Source organism: Leucobacter sp. BZR 635, assembly GCF_048061935.2.
Taxonomy (GTDB): domain Bacteria; phylum Actinomycetota; class Actinomycetes; order Actinomycetales; family Microbacteriaceae; genus Leucobacter.
This window is the reverse complement of sequence record NZ_JBLUNZ020000036.1, coordinates 13,014-33,867: the sequence shown is the minus strand read 5'-3', so window position 1 is coordinate 33,867 and position 20,854 is coordinate 13,014. Positions and strand designations below refer to the sequence as shown.

Genomic DNA, 20,854 nt, shown 5'->3' with positions numbered 1-20,854 from the left:
CGTCTACTCCGCGCCCGCCGCGAGCTCGTGGAACGCCTCTTGGAAGGCGCGGCCGCGATCGGCGTAGTCGGCGAACTGGTCCATCGACGCAGACGCCGGTGACAGGAGCACGGTGTCACCGGGCTGCGCAATCTCGGCCGCCGCGCGAGCTGCCTCACGCATGACCTCGGCCCCGCGCTCAGCGAGCACCTCGGTGACGACAACGGTGGGTGCGTGCGCCGCAAGCGCCGCGAGCACCTCGCTGCGATCGGCGCCGATCACGACGGCGCCGCGCAGCCTCGCTGCGTGCTTCTCGACGAGCGGCGCGATGTCGGCGCCCTTCAGGAGCCCTCCGACGACCCAGACGACACCCGAGAGGGCGCGGAGCGAGGCGTCTGCCGCGTGCGCGTTCGTCGCCTTTGAATCGTCAACCCAGCGTGCACCTGCCCATTCGCCGAGCTGCTGTGCGCGGTGAGGGTCGGGGGTAAACCCGAGCACCGCGCTCGCGATCTCGGCGGGCTCGACGCCGCGCGAGCGCGCGAGCGCTGCCGCAGCGAGGATGTTCAGGCCCATGTGGGGCTGGCCGATGCCGCGGTTTTCGAGCTCCTCGACGGTGACGAGCTCGAAGGCCTCGTCACGCCGATCGGTATGGAAGCCGCGGTCGATGAGGATCCCGTCGACCACGCCGAAGCCGCTCGGTGGCGGGGTGTCGAGCCCGAAGCTGATGGCCCGCGCGCCCTCGATGACGTCGGCCTCCTCGACCATGCGCTCAGTCTCGAGGTCGCCACGGTTGTAGACGCACGCGACCTGCGTGTTCGCGTAGACCTTCGCCTTCGCGTCGCGGTAGCCGGTGGCGCCGCCGTGCCAGTCGAGGTGGTCGTCGGCGAGGTTCAGGCAGACACTCGCGTACGGCGACATCGAGTGCACCCGTTCGAGCTGGAAGCTTGACAGCTCGAGCACGAGCGCGTCGTAACCGAGCGGGTCACGCAGCGCGTCGAGCAGCGGCGTGCCGATGTTGCCGACGGGGGCTGCACGCAGCCCGCCAGCGACGAGCATGTGGGCCGTGAGCTGCGCGGTCGTTGTTTTGCCGTTGGTGCCCGTGATGCAGATCCAGTCAGCGACCCGGTCGGTCTTGTCGCGCAGTCGCCAGCCGAGCTCAATGTCGCCCCACACGGCCACGCCACGCTCGCTCGCCCACCCCGTGACGGGGTGGTGTGCGGGGTAGCCCGGAGAGATCACGATGAGCTCGGGGTCGAAGGCGTCGAGTTCGGCGAGCTGCGTCTCGTCGGTCTCCGCGAGCGCACGCTCGGCACCGATCACGTCGAGCAGCCGCTCGCGGTCCGTGTCGGGCGCGCCGTAGATGACGCGGACGCGCGACCGCAGCTCCACGAGCGTGTCGGCGACTGAGAAGCCCGTCGCCCCGAGGCCGAGCACTGCGACTCGCAGGCCCGACCAGTCGTGGTGCCAGCTGGTGAGCGCGTCAAGGCGCGTCTGGGTCTCGCTCACTGGCTCACTCCCGGCGGTCACTGGCTCAGTACCCATTCTGCGTAGAACGATCCGATTCCGACGATCGCGAAGAGCCCGGCGATGATCCAGAACCGCACGACGATCGTCACCTCCGCCCAGCCCTTGAGCTCGAAGTGGTGGTGGATCGGGCTCATGCGGAAGATGCGCTTGCCCTTCGTCACCTTGAAGTAGACGCGCTGCAGGATCACGGAGCCGGTCTCGATGATGAAGAGGCCGCCGATGAGTACGAGCAGCACCTCGGTGCGGCTGAGGATCGCGAGCGCGGCAATCGCGCCGCCGATGCCCATCGAGCCGGTGTCGCCCATGAAGATCTGCGCCGGGTTCGTGTTCCACCACAGGAAGCCGGCGACGCCGCCGAGGAATGCTGCGGCGATCACGGCGAGATCCATCGGGTCGCGCACCTCGTAGCAGCCGGCCTCGCCGGGGCTCACCGCGCAGTTCTGCGCCGCCTGCCAGAAACCGATGATGACGTACGCGCCGAACGCGAAGATCGAGGCACCCGCCGCGAGCCCGTCGAGCCCGTCGGTGACGTTCACGGCGTTCGTCGTTGCGGTGACGATGACCATCACCCAGAGGATCACAAGGATCGTGCCGCCGACGACGCCCAGCGTCATGAAGTCAAACGGCAGATCGCGGAACACTGAGATGTGCGTGGATACCGGGGTGAGTCCGTGGTGGTCGGCAAACTGCAGGCCGAGCAGGGCGAACGATACCGCGATGAGGATCTGGCCTGCGATCTTCGCCCAGCCCCCGAGGCCCGCCGAGTTCTGCTTGCGGGTCTTCATGAGGTCGTCGATGAAGCCGACCGTTCCCGCGCCAACCGCCATGAGGATGACGAGCAGCGCCGAGGGCGTCGGGGCCTCCCCCATGACAAGCTTGCCGACGAAGTATGCGAGCACCGAGCCCGAGATGAAGATGAGCCCGCCCATTGTCGGCGTGCCGCGCTTCACCTCGTGCAGCTTCGGCCCGTCGACGCGAATGGGCTGGCCCCAGCGCAGCCGGTTGAAGCCGCGCACGAACAGTGGCGTGAGCAGCAGCGAGTACAGCATCGAGAATCCGGCTGCGATGAGCATGGCGATCATGCGTATGCCTCCCCCAGGCGGTCTCCGAGGCCCTGCAGGCCTGCGGCGTTCGAGGACTTCACCAGCACCGTGTCATCGGCGCGGAGAGTCTCGAGTAGATAGTTGTAAGCCTCATCTTGGGTTTCGAAGAACACGCTTTCGCCGTCCCACGACCCCTCATTGATCGCGCTGATGTGCAGGTCGCGGGCCTCGCGGCCCACCACGACGAGCTCGCTGATGCGCAGGCGCACGGCCTGCAGACCGATCCGCAGATGCTCCTGGATCGTGTACTCGCCGAGCTCACTCATTGCGCCGAGCACGGCGACGGTGCGCCCACCCGGCTTGCCGATCTGGGCGAGCGTGCGGATCGCGGCGCTCATGGAGTCCGGGCTCGCGTTATAGGCGTCGTTGATGATGGTGATGCCGTCGCGGCCACCGAGCACCTGCATGCGGCCGGGGGCCGCGAGCGTTGCCGCCTCGAGTTCGGCGACGACCGAGTCCAGGTCGAGCCCGAGGGTCAGCCCCACCGCGGCCGCGGCGAGGGCGTTCATCACGTGGTGCTCACCGAGCACCCGGAAGCTGACCTCACGCGACTCACCGTTCGCGTGCAGTGTGAAGGTGGTGCCGGCCGCCGAGGGCTCGATGTCGCTCGCGCGGATGTCTGCCTCGGGGTGCTGCCCGAACCACAGCACGCGGGCGGGCGTGAGCTCAGCCATTTGCGCAACACGCGGGTCGTCGCGGTTGAGCACGGCGATTCCCGAGGCGTCGAGGCTCTGCACCATCTCGCTCTTCGCCCGGAAGGTCGCCTCGATCCCACCGAACTCGCCGGCGTGCGCGAGACCAACGGAGAGCACCACGCCGATGTGTGGCTGCGCCATCCCCGTGAGCCGGGCGATCTCGCCCTCAGCGCTCGCGCCCATCTCGGCGACGAGTGTCTCGGTTTCGGGGGTGGTGCGCAGCATCGTGATCGGGCCACCGACCTCGTTGTTGAACGACTTTTCGCTGGCGACGGTGGGGCCGAGCTTCTCGGCCATCGTCGCGACGAGGTTCTTGGTCGTCGTCTTCCCGTTTGACCCGGTGATGCCGACGATCTTGAGCGTCGCGCGCTCGCGGAGCCTCCCGACGACGAGCGTCGCGAGCGCGCCGAGCGCGTCAGTCGCATCGGCCACGACGAGCTGGGTAACGGCGGGCTGGGAGGCTGCGGCGTCGGCCGCGGCCTCGAGTCCGAGGTCAGCCGCGTGCAGCTCCCGCTCGACGACGAGCAGCGCGGCACCAGCGCGCGCGGCCTTGCCGCCGAAGAGGTGCCCGTCGGTGTCTTCGCCGCGCCGGGCGAAGAAGAGCTGGCCAGGGAGCACCTCGCGCGAGTCGGTCTGGGATTCCCCCGAGACAACGGTCTCAGGGGTGTCCCCTGCTGCGAGGATTAGCGTGCCAGCGGTGGCCTCCGCGATTTCGGACAGAGTTAGTTCAATCACGCAAGCAATCCTGCCTCGCGGAGTGCCCCGCGTACCTCATCACGCGCCGAGTACGGAATTTGCGCACCGTTGATCTCCTGATAATCCTCGTGTCCCGGGCCGGCATACAAGATGACGTCGCCGGGCTTCGCGAGCGACAGCGCACGCCGGATCGCCGCACGCGGGTCCGGTTCTTCGTGCAGCGTCGCGTGCTTCGCTGAGCGCGCACCCTCGAGTAGCTGCGCCCGGATCTGCTCGGGTGGCTCGGTGCGGGGGTGGTAGTCGCAGACGATGACTGTGTCAGCGCCGGCGGCCGCGATCCGGCCCATTTCTGCCCGCTTCGTGGTGTCGCGGTCGCCGTCGGCGCCGAACATGAAGATGATGTCGCCGTCTGCGACCTCTCCGAGCGCGTCGAGCATCGCTTCGAACGAGCCGGGGGTGTGACCGTAGTCAACGAAGAAGCGCGGCCCGTCGCCGCCCTCCGTGATCTCCTCGAGCCTGCCGGGAATGTGCACCGGGATCAGCCCGTTGTCGAGCCCCGCGGCGACTTGCTCGAGCGAGATGCCGGCCTCGTGCAGCATGATGAGGGCGAGTGCGGCGTTCTCAGCCATGAACCGCCCGAAGACGGGCACGCGGCCGCGGAAGTGCGCGCCCTCCGGGCCCTGCAGCACGAACGAGACGCCGTCGAGGCTCTGGTGGGTGACCGCGAGGTGCCAGTCGGCTGAGCGGCCGTATTCGGTCGCGAGGGTGGTGACGGGGATCGCCGATTCTTTGGCGAGCCGCTGCCCGTGCGGGCCGTCGACAACGACGACGCCGCGGGCGGCATGCTCGGGCGCGAACAGCGCGGCCTTCGCCTGGAAATAGGTTTCCATGTCGCCGTACTCTTCGAGGTGATCCTGCGAGAAGTTGTTGAACGCGACCACGTCAAAGTGCACGCCGTCGATGCGGTGGCGGCCGATCGCCTGCGCCGACACCTCGATCGCGATGCCCTCGACGCCGCGCTCGACCATCCGGGCGAGCAGTCCGTGGAGCTCTGAGGACTCGGGGCTCGTGAGGTTCGAGACGATGACCTCTTGGCCGATCCGCCGCTCTGCTGTCGAGCTGAGTCCGGGGCGAATACCCGCCGCCTCGAGCAGCTGCGCGATGCAGTAGACGACGCTCGTCTTCCCGTTGGTGCCGGTGATCCCGAACACCTTTGCTCCGAGCTCATGCGTGCCGTAGACGCGCGCTGACAGCTCACCGAGGATCTCGCGCGGGTGCCGGTCGATGACGAGGATCGGGAGGCCAGTGACCCCTGCCGCTGCGGCCAGTTCGCGCCCCGCGGCGTCGGTGAGCATCGCGGCGGCTCCGGCGCGCGCTGCGGCGTCGGCAAACTTCGCACCGTGGTGCCGCGCTCCGGGGATGCCCACGTAGAGGTCTCCGGGCCGCACATCGCGGGAGTCGATCGTTACGCCGGTGACGAAAGCGCCCGGGGTTGCGTCGAAGAGGTCACAGGCGAACTGCTCCGCGAGTTGCGAGAGCGACGCCTGTCGCGGGTGCTGGGGTCGGATCGTTCGATCCTCAAGAGAGCTGGTCACGTGGATCTATCCTACCCAGCCGTGCCGGGCTCGTCGCCAATTGGGAGCTTCTCGTAGCCCTCCGCCGATGGCGGGAGCTGGAATTTGCGAATCGTCGACTCGGCCGCGTCGTGGAACGCTGTCACCGCCGCCGTGGTCCCGTCGCCGCCGTGCGGGTATCCGACCGAGGCGACGATGACGTACTGCGGGTCGTCCATCGGGAACACGCCGGCGAAGCTGTGCACAAAGTCGGTGCGGTATCCGCCCTGGCCGTCAGATTGCTCGCCTGTTCCGGTCTTTCCGCCGATGCGGTAGCCGGGAATGTTCAGCATTCCCTTCACGAGGCCGTCAGTGGCCGTCGTCTCGAGCATCGACTGCGTCGTGCGCGCGGCCTCCGGCGAGATCACCTTCACTGGCTCGCCGTGGTCGGGCTTCACGGTCTTGCCGTCTGCAGAGGTGCAGCTCTTCACGATCGACGGCGGGATCCGCACGCCGTCGTTCGCAATGGTCTGGAACACGCCGGCGGTCTGCACGATTGTCGACGACAGGCCCTGGCCGAACATCGTGACGTAGCTCGTTTGCGCATCCCAGTCGGCCACGTCGGCGAGGAGCCCTGCGTCTTCGAGCGGGAGGCCTGCCCTGGTGGGCTGCCCGATACCGAACTTCTGCAGGTAGTCGTAGCGCACCTCGGGCGAGAGCTTGCTGCCGAGCTTCGCGATGCCGACGTTCGAGGAATAGACGAGGGTGCCCGTGAGTGTCCAGTCGTGCTCGCCGTGCTGGAACCAGTCGCTGAAGTTCACGCCGGGCTGCGGCTGCCAGTTGTAGGGTGCCGTGACCATCGTCTCCGGCGTCGCCGCGCCCTGGTCGATGAGCGCGGCGGCGGTGATCACTTTGAAGGTCGAGCCGGGCTCGTACGGGTCGACGAAGGAGCGCGCGTTGTGCCGAGAGCTATCTGACGCATCAACATCATTCGGGTCGACGGAGCCGTCCTCTGCGACCGCGAGCAGCTCGCCGTTCTTCGCGTCCATGATGACGAGGTAGCCCCACTCGGCACCCGCATTCGCGGTCTGCTCGTTGATGACTTGCTGTGCCGACCACTGCAGGTCGCGGTCGATGGTGAGTTCAACCGTGCCGCCGTCTTCGGCCCGCTTGGTTTGCACGAGGCTGCCGGGCAGCTGCACCCCGTCAGCGCCGCGTTCGTAGGTCTCCGCGCCGTCGGTGCCAGCGAGGCATTCGTCTTGCGAGAGCTCGACGCCGGCCTGCGGAGCTTCGTCTTGGCCGGCAAAGCCCACGATGTTACCGCCGACGGCCCCGTTCGGGTAGACCCGTTTGTGCTGGCTGTCGAATGTCAGCCAGGGAATGTGCAGTTCTTTGAGTGCCTGGAGCTGCGAGAGGTCGACGCCGCGCTTGACGTAGGCGAAGTCCGATTTTTTGTCGACCGCGAGCGCGTCGTCGACGATCTTCTTGATCTCTGGCCCGCGCTGCCCGGTGATCGCGCCGATCTCGGCGAAGGCCTGGTCAGCGGTGACCTCGACCGTGCCGACACCGCGCTCGAGGTCGGGCCTGAAGAACATCCGCGTCCCGTCAGCGTCGACGTTCTTGGGCGACAGCTGCACGTCGTATCGTTCGTCGGTTGTCGAGAGGACGTCGCCGTTGCGGTCGACGATGTCTCCGCGAACGCTCGGGATAATCATCGGCACCGCGCGCTTCTCACGCGAATCCGCGTTCATTTGCGCCGCGGAGACCATCTGCACGTCGATCAGCCGCACCATGAACGCAAACGCGACGATGATCACCATCGCGAACACGATGAGATTTCGTCCGCGCTTACCGCTCAGGGTTCGCCACAACACTCGTTCCTCTCCTTCGCGCCGCGTCGGTCGTTAGTGGGTTTCCGGTGCGGGAAGTTTACCCTGCCAGGCGACGGCCTCTGCCGCGTCGGCGGCGGGCACCTGCGGTGCCGTGCGGCTCGCGAGGAGCCCGCGGGTGTCGACGACGGGCAGCGCGTCAAGCTGCGCGTTCGGGACGAGGTTGGCCCTCGCCTCACGAGTTGCGGAGTCGAGCGAGCCCTGGATCGCGCCGTCGCTCAGCCGCATCGTCGCCGGAGCGACGTTTTGGACCATGCCGAGGGCACCTGCGTTTTCCACGAGGTTCTGTGGGGAAGCGAGCTTGTCGAGGTTCTGCGACAGCACGCGCTCGACGCGACCGAGATCGCGCTCTTCGATGCTCAGGGCACGGCTCTCGTAGGCGCCCTCCGACACGAGAATGCTCAGGGCGAGCTGCGCCGCGAAGATCCCGAGGATCACGCCAACGGCGACAATCGCGCCGAGCACGGGGCTCTTGCGGGGCTTGGGCGCGGGGGCGTCAACTGGGCGGAGCCGGGTCCGCCGCTCCTCCCAGGTCTCGCGCTCGGGCGCCGCCGCTCCGAAGAGGTGGATCGAATCTCCCTCGACGGGAACTGTTGCATTCATGACACTTCCCTTACTCGTTCAGCGGCGCGGAGCCGCGCTGGGATGGCCCGCGGGTTGATCTCGCGTTCCGCCTCGCTTGCGAGCTCCGCCCCCTTGGTGAGGATGCGCAGCTCGGGGCGGTGCTCGGGGAGCTCCACCGGAAGCCCCTGCGGGGCGGTCGAGCGGCTGCGTGCCTGCAGCGCCCGCTTCACGATGCGGTCCTCGAGCGACTGATAGGACATGACGACGAGCCGTCCGCCAAGATTCAGGCGGTCGATCGCGGCGGGGATTGCCCGCTCGAGCGTCGCAAGCTCGCCGTTCACCTCGATACGGAGCGCTTGAAACACGCGCTTGGCGGGGTGGCGCTTGCTCGCGACCGCGGCGGGCGTTGCCTCCTGCAGCACGTCTACGAGCTGGCCCGAGCGCACAAGCGGCGTCACCCTGCGTGCGGCAATGATTGCGCGCGCGTAGCGGCCGGCCAGCGGCTCGTCGCCGTAGCGTTCGAAGAGCTCCCGCAGCCTGCCCTCGGGCTCTTCTGCGAGGATCTCGGCCGCGGTTCGGCCGCTCGTCTGGTCCATACGCATGTCGAGCGGCGCGTCCTGCGCGTAGGCGAAGCCGCGGTCCGCGTCGTCGAGCTGAAGCGAGGAGACGCCGAGGTCGAACAGCGCACCGTCGAGGCCCCCGGCGCCGGCCTGCTCGAGGGCGTAGTCAATGTCGTCGTAGACGGCGTGCACGGGTACGAAGCGGCTGCCGAAGCGGGCGAGGCGGCTTCCGGCCAGCTCAAGCGCCTCGGTGTCGCGGTCAAGCCCGATCACGGTGAGCCCATCGAAGCGCTCGAGGAGCGCCTCGGTGTGGCCGCCCATGCCGAGGGTTGCGTCGATGACGAACGCGCCTGCGCGACTGGCGGCGGGCGCGAGCAGTTCGACGCAGCGCTCGAGCATGACCGAGGTGTGCAGCTCGGCTGGGTTTCTAGGGATGATTTCGTCCATTCGGTGTTCCCGGCTAGAACATGCCGGGAATCACCTCCTCTTCAATGTCGGAGAAGACTGATTCTTGTTCGGTGAGGTACGTCTCCCACGCAGCGGCGTCCCAGATCTCGGCCCGCGAGCCTGCTCCGATGACGGCCAGTTCGCGATCGAGCCCCGCGTAGTCGCGCAGGCTCTGCGGGACGGTGACGCGGTGCTGCTTGTCGGGGGTCTCTGGGTGAGCGCCCGAGAGGAACACGCGGAGGTAATCGCGAGCCTGCTTCGAGGTGAGGGGTGCCTGCCGCACTCGCTCGTGCATCGACGCAAATTCGCTCTCGCTGAAGACGTAGAGGCAGCGCTCTTGGCCACGGGTGATGACGAGGCCCTCTGCGAGCTCGTCACGAAACTTCGCGGGGAGGATCAACCGCCCTTTGTCGTCGAGGCGCGGGGTGAACGTACCGAGAAACATGGTCCACTCCCCTCCCGCCGCAGTTACGTTTCTCCCACGCTACTCCACTTCCCTCCACTTTTCTCATAAATTTGCGCCAAGTTTCCAAGAAACTCCACTATCGACCTGTTATTTATTGGTGGAGCAAAGTGGAGTGGAATACGGCTTTCTCGCAAATTTGGTCGCGTTGGGGCCAGATACCGCCTGCGGAGGCCTGGGAAGCACCCCGTCTGGGGGTGCCGCGCGCCAGCTTTTAGGCACAAAAAAACGGGCCGCAGCGTAAGCTGCGACCCGTGTGGAGGAAAGTGGGGGGCTACTGGCCGCCCATGCGCTCGTCCCAGCGCCGTTCCATCCGGTCAGTCAGGGACTCTTTTGATTCGGCCTGCGGCCGTGAGCTGGCGTTGAACTGTTCGGGCTCAACCTCGGTGCGCTTCGAGAACATCACGAGCACGCCGGCGAGCATTGCGCCGAAGCCAAGGAGACCGAGCCACAGCTGCTGCATCGCCGCGCCCCCGATCAACATGCCAATGCCGGCGAGCGCGAGTAGCGTGCCGAGCACGAGCGAGCGATAGTTGAAACGACGTTGCACGCCCGTCGACGCGGGAAGCAGATCTGCCTCGCTCTGATAGAGCCTGCGCTCCATCTCGTCGAGCAGCCGCTGTTCGTGTTCTGACAGCGCCATAATGCCCCCTTCACCCTCAAGAAAAGTCTTTCCTACCAGTTTACGGCTTCTCCTCCCGGATAGGCTAGTCGGGTGGACGAAACGACGAGACTCGCAGGCCTTATACAGGAGCGACTGAACGATACAATCGACGCGCATCGCGAAGGGCTGGAGCCGCTGGGTCCTGACGCCGCGCCGCTGCTCGACGAGGCTCAGAGCTTCCTCACCGGAGGCAAGCGCTTTCGCGCGCTCTTCGCCGTGCACGGATACCGCGCGGTTCGCCCCCTAGACATCGACGGCCCCATCGACGCCGAGTTTGGGGCGCTCCTCGACGTCGCCTGCTCACTCGAACTCTTTCACGCTGCGGCGCTGATCCACGACGACGTCATCGATCGTTCCGACACCCGCCGGGGTCGGCCTTCGGTGCACCGCACGTTCGCGGGCCTGCATGAGCGCCACGGCTACCGCAACACCCCCGAGCACTTCGGCATCTCGAGCGCGATCCTGCTCGGTGACCTGCTGCAGTCGTGGTCAGACGAGCTCATGAGCCGCGCCTGCGACACGATCGCCGACCGTGACGCCGCACGCGCCACCCGCGCGCACTTCAACCGGATGCGCAGCGAGGTTGCGCTCGGACAGTACCTCGACGTGCTCGAGGAGCAGCGGGGCGGCTTTGCCGAGCACTCCGAGCAGCTTGACCGCTCGACCCGGGTGCTCGTGTACAAGTCGGCGAAGTACAGCGTCGAAGCTCCCCTGCTCATCGGGGCCGCCCTCGCCGGCGCGAGCACCGCCCAGGAAGAGGCGCTCGCCGGCTTCGGGCTTCCCGTCGGCGTGGCGTTTCAGCTGCGCGATGACCTCCTCGGCGTCTTCGGTGATACGAACGTCACGGGCAAGCCGAGCGGCGACGACCTCATCGAGGGCAAGCGCACGGTCCTCGTCACGCTCGCACGCGAAGCCCTCCCAGGCACCCAGCGCCGCATCTTCGACGACCTGCTCGGAACCGACCTCGACGAAGAGCAGGTCGCCATGCTGCAGCGCACCATCCGCGGAAGCGAAGCCGAGCAGCAGGTCGAGACGATGATCACCCGCAACATTGAGCGCGCTCACCAAGCACTCGACGCCGCAACGCTCGACAGCGACGCGATCGCTCGACTCAACGTGCTCGCCGAGCGAGCAGCGCAGCGAACTTCGTAGCGCGAGCCCGCGGACCCGCTACCCGGGTGAACGACAGAAGCCCAGGATCCCGTTCGGGATCCTGGGCTTCTGTCATGTCACTGCTAGAAGGCGAGTGACTGGGTTGCCCTGCGCACCGCGCTCTTCCGCCCGTCTACGAGCGAGTCGATCGGGCATTCCCCGAGCTCCTCGCTCACGCTGAAGAGCCACTCCATCGACTCATCGTCGGAGAAGCCGGCGTCGAGCAGTACGAGCAGCGTGCCGCGAAGCGACGGGAGCGGCTCATTGCCCTGCACGAACTCGGTGGGCACCATGAGGGCCCCGTCGCGGCGCACGGCCCCGAGGTGGTGATCCTCGATGAGGCGGCGCACCTTACTCACAGAGAACCCGAGGAGCTCTGCAACTTGGCTAATGGTGTAATAGGAGCGATCTGTTCCGCTAGTTTCTGGCACACATTAACTCTGCCAGCGTGTTTCCATAAGCGCAATCCGTGAACACCGGCGCGCGGCAACACTCGCCACCTCGAAATTCCGTAGACTTTCGGCGTGACTCCTCCTCCCATCGATCCGCTGATCGGGCAGACGCTCGATGCGAGATACGTGATCCGTTCAAGGATCGCGCGCGGCGGCATGGCGATGGTCTACCTCGCGCACGACCTCCGGCTCGAACGCCGCGTTGCCGTGAAGGTCATGCACGAGCACCTCGCGGAAGACGAGAACTTTACGCGCCGCTTCGACCGCGAGGCCAGAAGCGCCGCACGACTCTCGCACACGAACCTCGTGAATGTCTTCGACCAGGGCGAAGACCTCGGGCGGCTGTACCTGGTGATGGAGTACCTGCCGAACATCACCCTGCGCGAGCTCCTGAAGCAGCAGCAGCGTCTCACCCTCGACCAGAGCCTCGAGATCGGTGACGCCGTGCTCGCGGGCCTCGCTGCGGCGCACAGCGCCGGGATCGTGCACCGCGACCTGAAGCCCGAGAACGTGCTGCTCGTCGACGACGGCCGCATCAAGATCGGCGACTTCGGCCTCGCTCGCGCGGTCAGCGCAAACACGACGACCGGGCAGGCGCTGCTCGGCACCATCGCCTATCTCTCACCCGAGCTCGTCACCCGCGGCATCGCAGACGAGCGCAGCGACCTGTACGCATTCGGCATCATGCTCTACGAGATGCTCACGGGCACGCAGCCGTTCACCGGCGAGCAGCCGATGCAGATCGCCTACCAGCACGCCCACTCAGACGTGCCCGCTCCCTCGTCTGCCGGCGACGTCTCGACACCGGCCCTCGACAGCTTTGTGGTCTGGCTCACCCAGCGAAACCCCGAGCTGCGCCCCGCTAACGCCGGCGAGGCGCTCGTGCACATGCGCGAGCTGCGCCAAGACCCGTATGGCTTCCCCGAGGCGCTCGCGACCGCGGTACTGCCGGGCACCACCGAGTTCTCGGAAACGAGCGTGCTCCCGGGCACCGCCGCACTCGGCGCGCCCGCGACAACGCAGCTCACGCCGTCGACGTCGATCCTCAACCGTGCAGAACAGGGCACGCTCACGGGGGCGCGCAACGGCGGTGGCACCAGCGGCACCGGCGCTGCTCCGGCCCACGAGGGCGACGTCGAACGGGTCCGTGCGCAGAGCGCGCGCCGCTCGCGTCGCGGACTCATCACCGCTGCCGTGCTCGCCGTGCTGTTCCTCGCGACCGGGGGCGTCGCGCTCTGGTTTGGGCAGGGCCCCGGCTCGAAGGTCACCGTGCCCAACCTCACGGGCGAGACCATGGCTGCAGCCCAGGAGACACTCGAACAGCTTGATCTCGTGGTCGTGGCATCCGAGTGCGCAAGCCTCGAGGTCGAGGTCGGGCTCGCGGCGGCCGTGACTCCCGAGCCGGGTACACGTCTCGACCGCGGCAGTGAGGTCACTGTCTGCCAGTCGACGGGCCCGCAGTTGCTCCCCGTCCCCACCCTCGTGGGGCTGTCACAGGACGATGCGATCAAGCTCATCGAAGACAGCAAGTTCACGTTCGGCGAGATCACCGACACCCGGCTCTCGGGCGCCGCAGCTGGTGAGGTGCTCGGCGCGCTTGACGGCGACGAGTCCGAGCTCGGCGAGACCCTCCCGGAGCGCAGCACGATCAACCTGATCCTCTCTGCGGGCCCGGCCCCCGAGGTGGGCGGCATGAGCGTCGAGCAGGCCACCGAGGCACTCGCGAAGAGCGAGCTCGTGGTCGACAGCGCGAGCAATACCGAGGTCATCAGTGACGACGTGCCCAAGGGGCAGGTGATCGGGATCATCTGGCTCACCGACCCCGTGCGCCCGGGCGATGCCGTCGGGCTGCAAATCTCGCAGGGGCCCGAGCTCTTCGAGATCCCCGACATCTCCGGCCTCGGCCTGCAGGAGGCCATGGACACGCTCGCCGGGGCAGGGTTCTCCCCCACCACGCTCGTCCCCGAGGCGCTCCGCGGCCTCGCCCGCGCAACCGGTAGCACACCCGCCGCCGGCGAACGGGTCGAGGCCGGCACCGAGATCCGCGTCACGTCGCAGCTCTCGCTGTAGCCGGGACGTAGCGGCCAGCACGTAACGGCCGGCTCGAAACGCCCGGCACACAGTGGCCGGCACACAGTGGCCGACAGTCAGCGACCAACACACAGCAGACCCCGCCCCGCGAATGAACGTCGGGGCGGGGTCTGCTGCGTGCGCGACGCGCTAGCGGGTCGTGCCCACCGTGCGCTTGAGCTCTTCGGCGACCTGGAAAGCGAGCTCGAGCGACTGCATGTGGTTCAGGCGCGGGTCGCACACTGACTCGTAGCGCTGCTCGAGCGCTTCCTCGTCGATGTTCTCCGAGCCTCCGAGGCACTCGGTGACGTCGTCACCGGTGAGCTCGACGTGGATCCCGCCCGGGTACGTGCCGACCTCGCGGTGCGCCTCGAAGAAGCCGAGCAGCTCGTCCATCACGTCGTTGAAGCGGCGCGTCTTGAAGCCGTTCGCGGTCGTGATGCCGTTGCCGTGCATCGGGTCGGTGACCCACAGAGGCTGCGCGCCAGCGTCGCGGACGCCCTCGAGCAGCCCCGGCAGCACGTCGCGGATCTTCTCAGCGCCCATGCGGGTGATGAAGGTGATGCGGCCGGGCTCGCGCTCGGGATCGAGCTTGTCGATGAGGCGCATCGCGTCGTCGGTCGTGGCGGTCGGACCGAGCTTCACGCCGATCGGGTTGCGCAGCTTCGACAGGTAGTCGACGTGCGCGCCGTCGATGTCGCGGGTGCGCTCGCCGATCCAGAGCATGTGCCCCGACGTGCCGTAGAGCTCGCCCGTGCGCGAATCGATCCGCGCGAGCGGACGCTCGTAATCGAGCAGCAGCGCCTCGTGGCTCACGTAGAACTCGGTCTGGGTGAGCGCGGTGTGATCCACCCCGCACGCATCCATGAACCGCAGAGCGCGGTCTATTTCCGTCGCGAGCGCCTCGTACCGCTGGTTCGCGGGGTTCGAGACGAAGCCCTGGTTCCAGGAGTTCACCTGGCGCAGGTCAGCCATCCCCCCTTGCGTGAACGCGCGAATGAGGTTCAGCGTCGACGCGGACACATGGTAACCGCGCACCAGTCGGCTCGGATCGGCCGTGCGCGACGCCTCGGTGAAGTCGTACCCGTTCACGAGGTCGCCACGGTAGGCGGGCAGCGTGACACCCTCACGGGTCTCGTCGTTGCTCGAGCGCGGCTTCGCGAACTGGCCGGCCATCCGGCCCACCTTGATCACCGGCATCGACGCGCCGTAGGTGAGCACGACGGCCATCTGCAACAGCGTCTTTACGCGGTCGCGGATCTTGTCGGCGGTCGCCGCTTCGAAGGTCTCAGCGCAGTCGCCGCCCTGGAGCAGAAACGCCTCACCGCGCGCCGCGGCCGCGAGGCGCTCGCGCAGCTGGTCGACCTCGCCCGCAAACACGAGCGGCGGCTGCGTCGAAAGCTCTTGCTTCGCATACTCGAGGGCAGCAGCGTCGGGCCAGCTCGGCTGCTGCTTCGCGACGAGTGCACGATAGGTATCGAGCTGCTCGAAGGTCTGCTGCGCCGTCAGGGTCTCTACGCTTACTGCGTTCATGGCCATCCCGTGTATATCTCAAGTGTGCCGTCCTGGGTGACGGCCCCGCTCAAGCCTACCCAACACGCCCGGTCAGCTGGGAATGCCCGGGCGATGCCCAGAGCGAACGGCGCTACGACGCCGCGCCGCCGCACGCTCGACGCGTGGTCTAGCCGCGCTGTCGCACGCTCGACGCGTAGACGTCGGCGTATTCCTGGTCGCTGAGCTTCTGGATCTCAAGCATGATCTCGTCGGTCACGCTCCGCAGCACGAAGCGATCCGCGCTCATGCCAGCAAACCGCGAGAAGTCCATCGGAGCTCCGATGACCGTGCCGATGCGGCGGATCTTCGGGAACTTGGCGCCAATTGGCATCGCCTTCTCGGTGTCGACCATCACGACGGGCACAACGGTGGCTCCCGATTCGAGCACCATGCGCGCCACGCCCGTGCGGCCGCGGTACAATCGCGCGTCGGGGCTGCGCGTGCCCTCCGGGTAGATCCCGAGCACGTCTCCGCGATCCAGCACCTGGAGCGCGGTATTCAGCGACGCCTCCGACGCCTTGCCGCCCGAGCGATCAATCGGGAGCTGCCCGACGGCCAGCATAAACGTCTTCACGAGCCAGCCTTTCAGGCCTTTGCCGGTGAAATACTCGCTCTTCGCGAGGAAGTACACGCGGCGATCAATCATGATTGGCATGAAAAACGAGTCGATAACCGATAGGTGGTTCCCAACAAGGATTACGGGCCCCGTGGCCGGAATATTCTCGGCTCCCTCCACCCACGGCCGGTATACCGCCTTGAGGAATGGCCCGACGATCAGGTGTTTAAAGATCCAGTAGAGCAAAGTGAGCTGGTTCCCTTCGTAGGCCTTCAGAATAGCGGAGCCGCGCATCCACAGGCGCATAGAGATAGGCTGTTCAACATACATGCCTGCGGCCGAACAGCCGCGGAAGCGTCCGACACAAGGTACAAAGGAGTTGCCGTGAAGCTGTCAGAAACACCACTGCTCATTCCCCCGGTTCCCGAAGACAACATTACCGATCTTCTTGAGCAGCGGGTTGCCGCTACGCCAGACCTGGCCCTGTTCGCCACGCCGTCGAACGGCGGCTGGAGCGACATCAGCGCCACCGAGTTCCGTCGGCAAGTCGTCTCGCTCGCGAAGGGCCTCGTCGCCGCGGGTGTCCAGCCAGGCGACCACGTCGCGTTCATGTGCAAGACAAGCTACGAGTGGTCGCTCGTCGACTTCGCGATCCTCTACACGGGCGCCGTCATGGTTCCCGTCTACGAGACGTCGTCCGCGCTGCAGATCCACTGGATCCTCGAAGACTCAGGCGCGAAGCACTTCATCATCGAGACCGGCGAGCAGCACGCCCGCTTTGCCGAGATCGAGGATCAACTCACCGAGATGAAGCAGGTGTGGCGCATCGACGAGGGTGCCGTCGCACAGCTCGGCGAGCAGGGCGCCTCGGTTGAAGACGCCGAGATCGACCGTCGCCGCAATCTCGCGGTCGGCGCCGATATCGCGACCCTCATCTACACCTCCGGGTCGACCGGCCGCCCCCGCGGCTGCGTGCTCACCCACTCGAACTTCGTGGATCTCTCCCGCAACTCGGCGGGCGCGCTCTCCTCGCTCGTGCAGGAGCCCGGCGCTTCGACGCTGCTCTTCGTGACGCTCGCGCACGTGTTCGCGCGGTTCATCTCGATCCTCTGCGTGCACGCCGGCGTGCGTGTTGGCCACCAGGCAGACACCAGCCAGCTGCTGCCCGCGCTGAGCACCTTCCACCCGTCGTTCCTGCTCGCGGTCCCCCGCGTCTTCGAGAAGGTCTACAACTCGGCAGAGCAGAGCACCGCCGCCGACGGCAAGGGCAAGATCTTCACCGCCGCAGCAAAGGTAGCCGTCGAGCACTCAGAGGCGCTCGACGCGGGCAAGGTTCCGTTCATGCTGAACATGAAGTTCAAACTGTTCGACAAGCTCGTCTACGCGAAGCTCCGCGAGAAGCTCGGCGGACGCGTGAAGAACGCAGTGTCGGGATCGGCTCCGCTGAGCCCCTACCTCGGTCACTTCTACCGCAGCCTCGGCATCAAGATCCTTGAGGGCTACGGCCTCACCGAGACCACGGCCCCCGTGACCGTGAACCTGCCCGACAAGTTCAAGATCGGCACCGTCGGCCCCGCGCTTCCCGGGCACACCGTGCGCATCGCCGAGGACGGCGAGGTCCAGGTCAAGGGCATCGACGTCTTCAAGGAGTACTGGAACAACCCCGAGGCGACCGCAGCAGCGTTCACCGAAGACGGCTTCTTCCGCACGGGCGACCTCGGTTCGCTCGACTCCGACGGCTACCTCACGATCACGGGCCGCAAGAAGGAGATCATCGTCACCGCCGGCGGCAAGAACGTCGCACCGGCAGCGCTTGAGGATCCGATTCGGTCGAACACGATCATCAGTCAGGTCGTCGTCGTCGGCGACCAGAAGCCCTTTATTGCGGCGCTCATCACCCTCGACGCCGAGATGCTCCCCGCGTGGTTGAAGAACCAGGACGAGGATCCCGCGATGACAATCCTCGAGGCGTCGAAGCACCCGAAGGTGCTCGCCGAGGTGCAGCGCGCGATCGACGGTGGCAACGCTCTCGTCTCGCGGGCAGAGTCGATCCGAAAGTTCGTGATCCTGCCGACCGACTTCTTCGAAGCCAACGGCCACCTCACCCCGAAGATGAGCATTAAGCGCGACAACATCATGCGCGACTTCTCGGCCGAGATCGCCGAGATCTACGGGGAGAACCCGCAGACTGACTTCGTGCAGACGCAGCGCTAGCACGCAGCTGCTTCGCGCCCGCAGCGCAGGCTACAGGGCAAGCTGTAAGCACAGAAAGGCGGCCCCCAGATTCGTTCTGGGGGCCGCCTTCTGCGTCTGCGGTAGGTCGCGCGCGCTTCCGCTGCGCGCCCGGTGCGCGCGTGGAGCCACCCCGGCCCCCGTGTCCTCCCCGTGTAATCCATTCCGACCCTTGCACGGGCTTAAAACGGGTCGGAATGGATTAAACCGGGGCTTACGGATGCGTGCGTGGGGCTACCGATGCATGCCGGGGCCCACGGCTGCGTGCGGTCGCTCTTCGGAAGTACTCACTCTGGCACCCACCTCAGGGGCGCTTGTGATCGCTCAGGGCGACGCCCTCAGGCATGAAGAGCCGCCTCAGCGGCAACTGCGGCTCTCGCGCTCGTCGCCGCGCGCTCGCTTAGAACCAGTCAGCGGTGCGGATCTGCCGCATGGCCTCCCCGCGCGCCTCCCGCTCAAGCCTGGAGATGTACAGCTTGCCGTCGAGGTGATCGCACTCGTGCTGCAGCGCCTGCGCTTTGAGCCCTTCGCCTTCGACAGAGATCTCGTTTCCCTGCAGATCGATGCCGCGCACCTTCGCATACGGGTAACGCAGGACGTCGAACCACAGGCCAGGAACGGAGAGGCACCCCTCGCCCGTGAGCTGCGGCTCCCCCGAGACCTCGACGAGCTCCGGATTGAGCACATACTCAATCTGCCCGTCAATGTGGAGGCTGAACGCGCGCTGGGTGTACCCGATCTGCGTCGATGCGAGCCCGGCATGCCCGGGCTCGTCCACGGTTTCGCAGAGATCTGCGACCATGGCGTGCACGCCAGCGTCGATCTCCGTAATCTCCGTACACACGGTGCGCAACACCGGGTCCCCAAACAGTCGAATCTCGCGTTTTGCCATGCATAGATGCTATCGGGTGACCGAGATTTGCCCGACGTACGGAGAACACCCAACCGTTTCCAACCGGAATCCAGTAAGCTCGAAATGTGCATGTATTGAGTGTCAGCTCCCTCAAAGGTGGCGTAGGAAAGACGACCGTGAGTCTCGGCATCGCGTCGGCAGCGTTTTCGCGTGGCCTTCGCACCCTTGTCGTGGACCTTGACCCGCAGTCGGACGTTTCGACCGGCCTTGCGGTTGATCCGGACGGGTACGCCAACATCGCCGATGTGCTCGAGTCCCCGAAGGAGAAGGTCGTCCGCTCGGCGATCGCTCCCAGCGGCTGGAACGAGTTCCACGAGGGCGGCAAGATCGACCTGCTCGTGGGCAGCCCCTCGGCCATCAACTTCGACGGACCGCACCCGTCGGCACGCGACATCTGGAAGCTCGAGGAAGCCCTCGCAACCGTCGAGGCTGACTACGACCTCGTCGTGATCGACTCCGCACCCTCGCTCAACGCCCTCACCCGCACAGCGTGGGCCGCGAGCGACCGCGTACTCATCGTCACCGAGCCGAGCCTCTTCGCTGTCGCAGCCACTGACCGCGCGCTCCGCGCAATCGAGGAGATCCGCCGCGGCGTGAGCCCCCGACTGCAGCCACTCGGCATCCTCATCAACCGCGTCCAGCCGCAGTCAATGGAGCACCAGTTCCGTATCCGCGAGCTGCGCGAAATGTTCGGGCCGCTCGTGCTCAACCCGCAGCTGCCCGAGCGCCCCGCGCTGCAGCAGGCACAGGGTGCCGCGAAGCCGGTGCACCTCTGGCCGGGCGAGCCCGCGCAGGAGATGGCAGCGAACTTCGACCTCGTGCTTGACCGCGTGCTCCGCTCAGCGGCCGCAGCAGCAGCCAAGTAAACGCGCAGCCACACCCTGAGGTTCGCCGCGCGCCTTCCCGACAGGCCGCGTACCCTCTACTCCTGCGTGCCTGATCCTGCGTGCCTGCTACTGCTACTGCTACTGCTGCTGCATGCCTGCTACTCCTGCATGCCTGCTGCTCCTGCATGCGCTCATGCGGTCGATCCGACTACCGCCGCGCTTGAACCGTGAACCCCGCGCGAGTCCCAAGGGCCCCGATTAATCCATTCCGACCCATTTACGCCCCTCGCAGGGGTCGGTCTGAATAAATAGGGTCGGAGAGGATGCCAGGGGTGACACGATTCCGAGAGACACGGGGCACCGCTCAGGAGGCGCAAAACCGCTCAAGGAGGCTCAGGATGCTCAGAGCCACACAGGAGGCTCAGGGCCAGCTACGAGGTCTTGCGGGCCGCCCTGCGCGCTGCGAGCTCGTCGCTTGCGGCGGGTGCCTCTGCACCCTTCTGACGGTGCTCGTCGAGATCGACGAGCGAAGTTTCGACCTCGCGGAGCACCTTACCGACCGCGATGCCGAAGACACCCTGGCCGCGGCTCACGAGGTCGATGACCTCGTCGTTCGAGGTGCACAGGTAGACACTCGCGCCGTCGCTCATGAGCGTGGTCTGCGAGAGGTCGTGCACACCGGCGGCGTGGAGCTGAGCGACGGCGGTGCGGATCTGCTGCAGCGAGATACCGGTGTCGAGGAGCCGCTTCACGAGCTTCAGCACGAGGATGTCACGGAAGCCGTAGAGACGCTGCGAGCCGGAGCCGCTTGCCTCGCGCACGGTGGGCTCGACGAGCCCGGTGCGCGCCCAGTAGTCGAGCTGGCGGTAGGTGATGCCGGCCGCGCGAGCGGCGACGGCCCCCTTGAAACCACCGTCGATGTTCGGCTGCGGCAGGCCGTCGCTGAAGAGCATCTCTG

At 66.8% G+C, this 20,854-nt stretch carries 18 protein-coding genes; 4 read left to right on the top strand and 14 right to left on the bottom strand.

All coding sequences use genetic code 11. The features are described 5' to 3' along the window. Positions 1-3: 3 nt before the first annotated feature. The 9 genes from murD to ACI1US_RS07075 form a co-directional block, all read right to left on the bottom strand. Entirely contained in the window at positions 4-1,521 is a 1,518-nt protein-coding gene (gene murD, locus ACI1US_RS07115; RefSeq protein ID WP_461639336.1) for a UDP-N-acetylmuramoyl-L-alanine--D-glutamate ligase, read from the bottom strand. Further along, on the bottom strand, positions 1,503-2,588 hold the full coding sequence (mraY, locus tag ACI1US_RS07110; RefSeq protein WP_416549467.1) for a phospho-N-acetylmuramoyl-pentapeptide-transferase: 1,086 nt from the start codon (positions 2,586-2,588) through the stop codon (positions 1,503-1,505). Before mraY ends, murD begins: the two co-directional genes overlap by 19 nt. After that, positions 2,585-4,039 carry a UDP-N-acetylmuramoyl-tripeptide--D-alanyl-D-alanine ligase gene (locus tag ACI1US_RS07105; protein ID WP_461639333.1) on the bottom strand — a complete coding sequence of 485 codons (1,455 nt, stop codon included), beginning with the start codon at positions 4,037-4,039 and terminating at the stop codon, positions 2,585-2,587. The genes mraY and ACI1US_RS07105 overlap by 4 nt, the downstream gene beginning before the upstream one ends. Then, entirely contained in the window at positions 4,036-5,595 is a 1,560-nt protein-coding gene (locus ACI1US_RS07100) for a Mur ligase family protein (protein ID WP_416549465.1), read from the bottom strand. The genes ACI1US_RS07105 and ACI1US_RS07100 overlap by 4 nt, the downstream gene beginning before the upstream one ends. Before the next feature lie 11 nt (positions 5,596-5,606). Beyond that, positions 5,607-7,427, bottom strand: coding sequence for a peptidoglycan D,D-transpeptidase FtsI family protein (locus ACI1US_RS07095; protein WP_461639331.1), 1,821 nt, complete (start codon positions 7,425-7,427; stop codon positions 5,607-5,609). Between the two features lie 30 nt (positions 7,428-7,457). Further along, positions 7,458-8,045 (bottom strand): hypothetical protein, encoded by a 588-nt coding sequence (locus ACI1US_RS07090; RefSeq protein ID WP_461639329.1) that lies wholly within the window; start codon positions 8,043-8,045, stop codon positions 7,458-7,460. Further along, a complete protein-coding gene (gene rsmH / locus ACI1US_RS07085) occupies positions 8,042-9,013 on the bottom strand; it encodes a 16S rRNA (cytosine(1402)-N(4))-methyltransferase RsmH (RefSeq protein WP_461639327.1) in 972 nt (323 codons plus the stop codon). Before rsmH ends, ACI1US_RS07090 begins: the two co-directional genes overlap by 4 nt. Positions 9,014-9,026: 13 nt before the next feature. Further along, positions 9,027-9,458, bottom strand: a complete 432-nt coding sequence (gene mraZ, locus ACI1US_RS07080) for a division/cell wall cluster transcriptional repressor MraZ (RefSeq protein WP_461639325.1) — start codon at positions 9,456-9,458, stop codon at positions 9,027-9,029. Between the two features lie 292 nt (positions 9,459-9,750). Further along, positions 9,751-10,119 (bottom strand): DUF3040 domain-containing protein, encoded by a 369-nt coding sequence (locus tag ACI1US_RS07075; protein WP_461639323.1) that lies wholly within the window; start codon positions 10,117-10,119, stop codon positions 9,751-9,753. A 72-nt stretch (positions 10,120-10,191) separates the two neighbouring features. Here ACI1US_RS07075 and ACI1US_RS07070 point away from each other — a divergent pair, with 72 nt between their 5' ends. Next, complete coding sequence (locus tag ACI1US_RS07070; protein ID WP_461639321.1) at positions 10,192-11,292, top strand: polyprenyl synthetase family protein; 1,101 nt, start codon at positions 10,192-10,194, stop codon at positions 11,290-11,292. Between the two features lie 83 nt (positions 11,293-11,375). Here ACI1US_RS07070 and ACI1US_RS07065 read toward each other — a convergent pair whose 3' ends face one another. Further along, a complete protein-coding gene (locus tag ACI1US_RS07065; RefSeq protein ID WP_461639320.1) occupies positions 11,376-11,723 on the bottom strand; it encodes an Rv2175c family DNA-binding protein in 348 nt (115 codons plus the stop codon). Between the two features lie 93 nt (positions 11,724-11,816). Here ACI1US_RS07065 and pknB point away from each other — a divergent pair, with 93 nt between their 5' ends. Then, on the top strand, positions 11,817-13,814 hold the full coding sequence (gene pknB / locus ACI1US_RS07060) for a Stk1 family PASTA domain-containing Ser/Thr kinase (protein ID WP_461639318.1): 1,998 nt from the start codon (positions 11,817-11,819) through the stop codon (positions 13,812-13,814). A 150-nt stretch (positions 13,815-13,964) separates the two neighbouring features. Here the strand turns inward: pknB and ACI1US_RS07055 are convergent, their stop codons facing one another. Together ACI1US_RS07055 and ACI1US_RS07050 are read right to left on the bottom strand one after the other, a co-directional pair. Beyond that, positions 13,965-15,347 (bottom strand): class II 3-deoxy-7-phosphoheptulonate synthase, encoded by a 1,383-nt coding sequence (locus ACI1US_RS07055; RefSeq protein WP_416549461.1) that lies wholly within the window; start codon positions 15,345-15,347, stop codon positions 13,965-13,967. 148 nt (positions 15,348-15,495) lie between these two features. Then, positions 15,496-16,170 carry a lysophospholipid acyltransferase family protein gene (locus ACI1US_RS07050; RefSeq protein ID WP_416549460.1) on the bottom strand — a complete coding sequence of 225 codons (675 nt, stop codon included), beginning with the start codon at positions 16,168-16,170 and terminating at the stop codon, positions 15,496-15,498. A 138-nt stretch (positions 16,171-16,308) separates the two neighbouring features. Between ACI1US_RS07050 and ACI1US_RS07045 the strand changes: the two genes are divergently transcribed. Next, the gene (locus ACI1US_RS07045; protein ID WP_416549459.1) at positions 16,309-18,138 is read left to right on the top strand and encodes an AMP-dependent synthetase/ligase; all 1,830 of its coding nucleotides are present in this window, start codon (positions 16,309-16,311) and stop codon (positions 18,136-18,138) included. Positions 18,139-18,556: 418 nt separating this feature from the next. Here ACI1US_RS07045 and def read toward each other — a convergent pair whose 3' ends face one another. After that, positions 18,557-19,048 (bottom strand): peptide deformylase, encoded by a 492-nt coding sequence (gene def, locus ACI1US_RS07040; RefSeq protein ID WP_461639315.1) that lies wholly within the window; start codon positions 19,046-19,048, stop codon positions 18,557-18,559. Positions 19,049-19,134: 86 nt separating this feature from the next. On the opposite strand from def, the gene ACI1US_RS07035 reads away from it, so the two are divergent. Then, positions 19,135-19,935, top strand: coding sequence for a ParA family protein (locus ACI1US_RS07035; protein WP_461639313.1), 801 nt, complete (start codon positions 19,135-19,137; stop codon positions 19,933-19,935). A 392-nt stretch (positions 19,936-20,327) separates the two neighbouring features. On the opposite strand, the gene ACI1US_RS07030 is transcribed toward ACI1US_RS07035, so the two are convergent. Beyond that, complete coding sequence (locus ACI1US_RS07030; protein WP_461639415.1) at positions 20,328-20,849, bottom strand: MerR family transcriptional regulator; 522 nt, start codon at positions 20,847-20,849, stop codon at positions 20,328-20,330. Positions 20,850-20,854 lie beyond the last annotated feature (5 nt).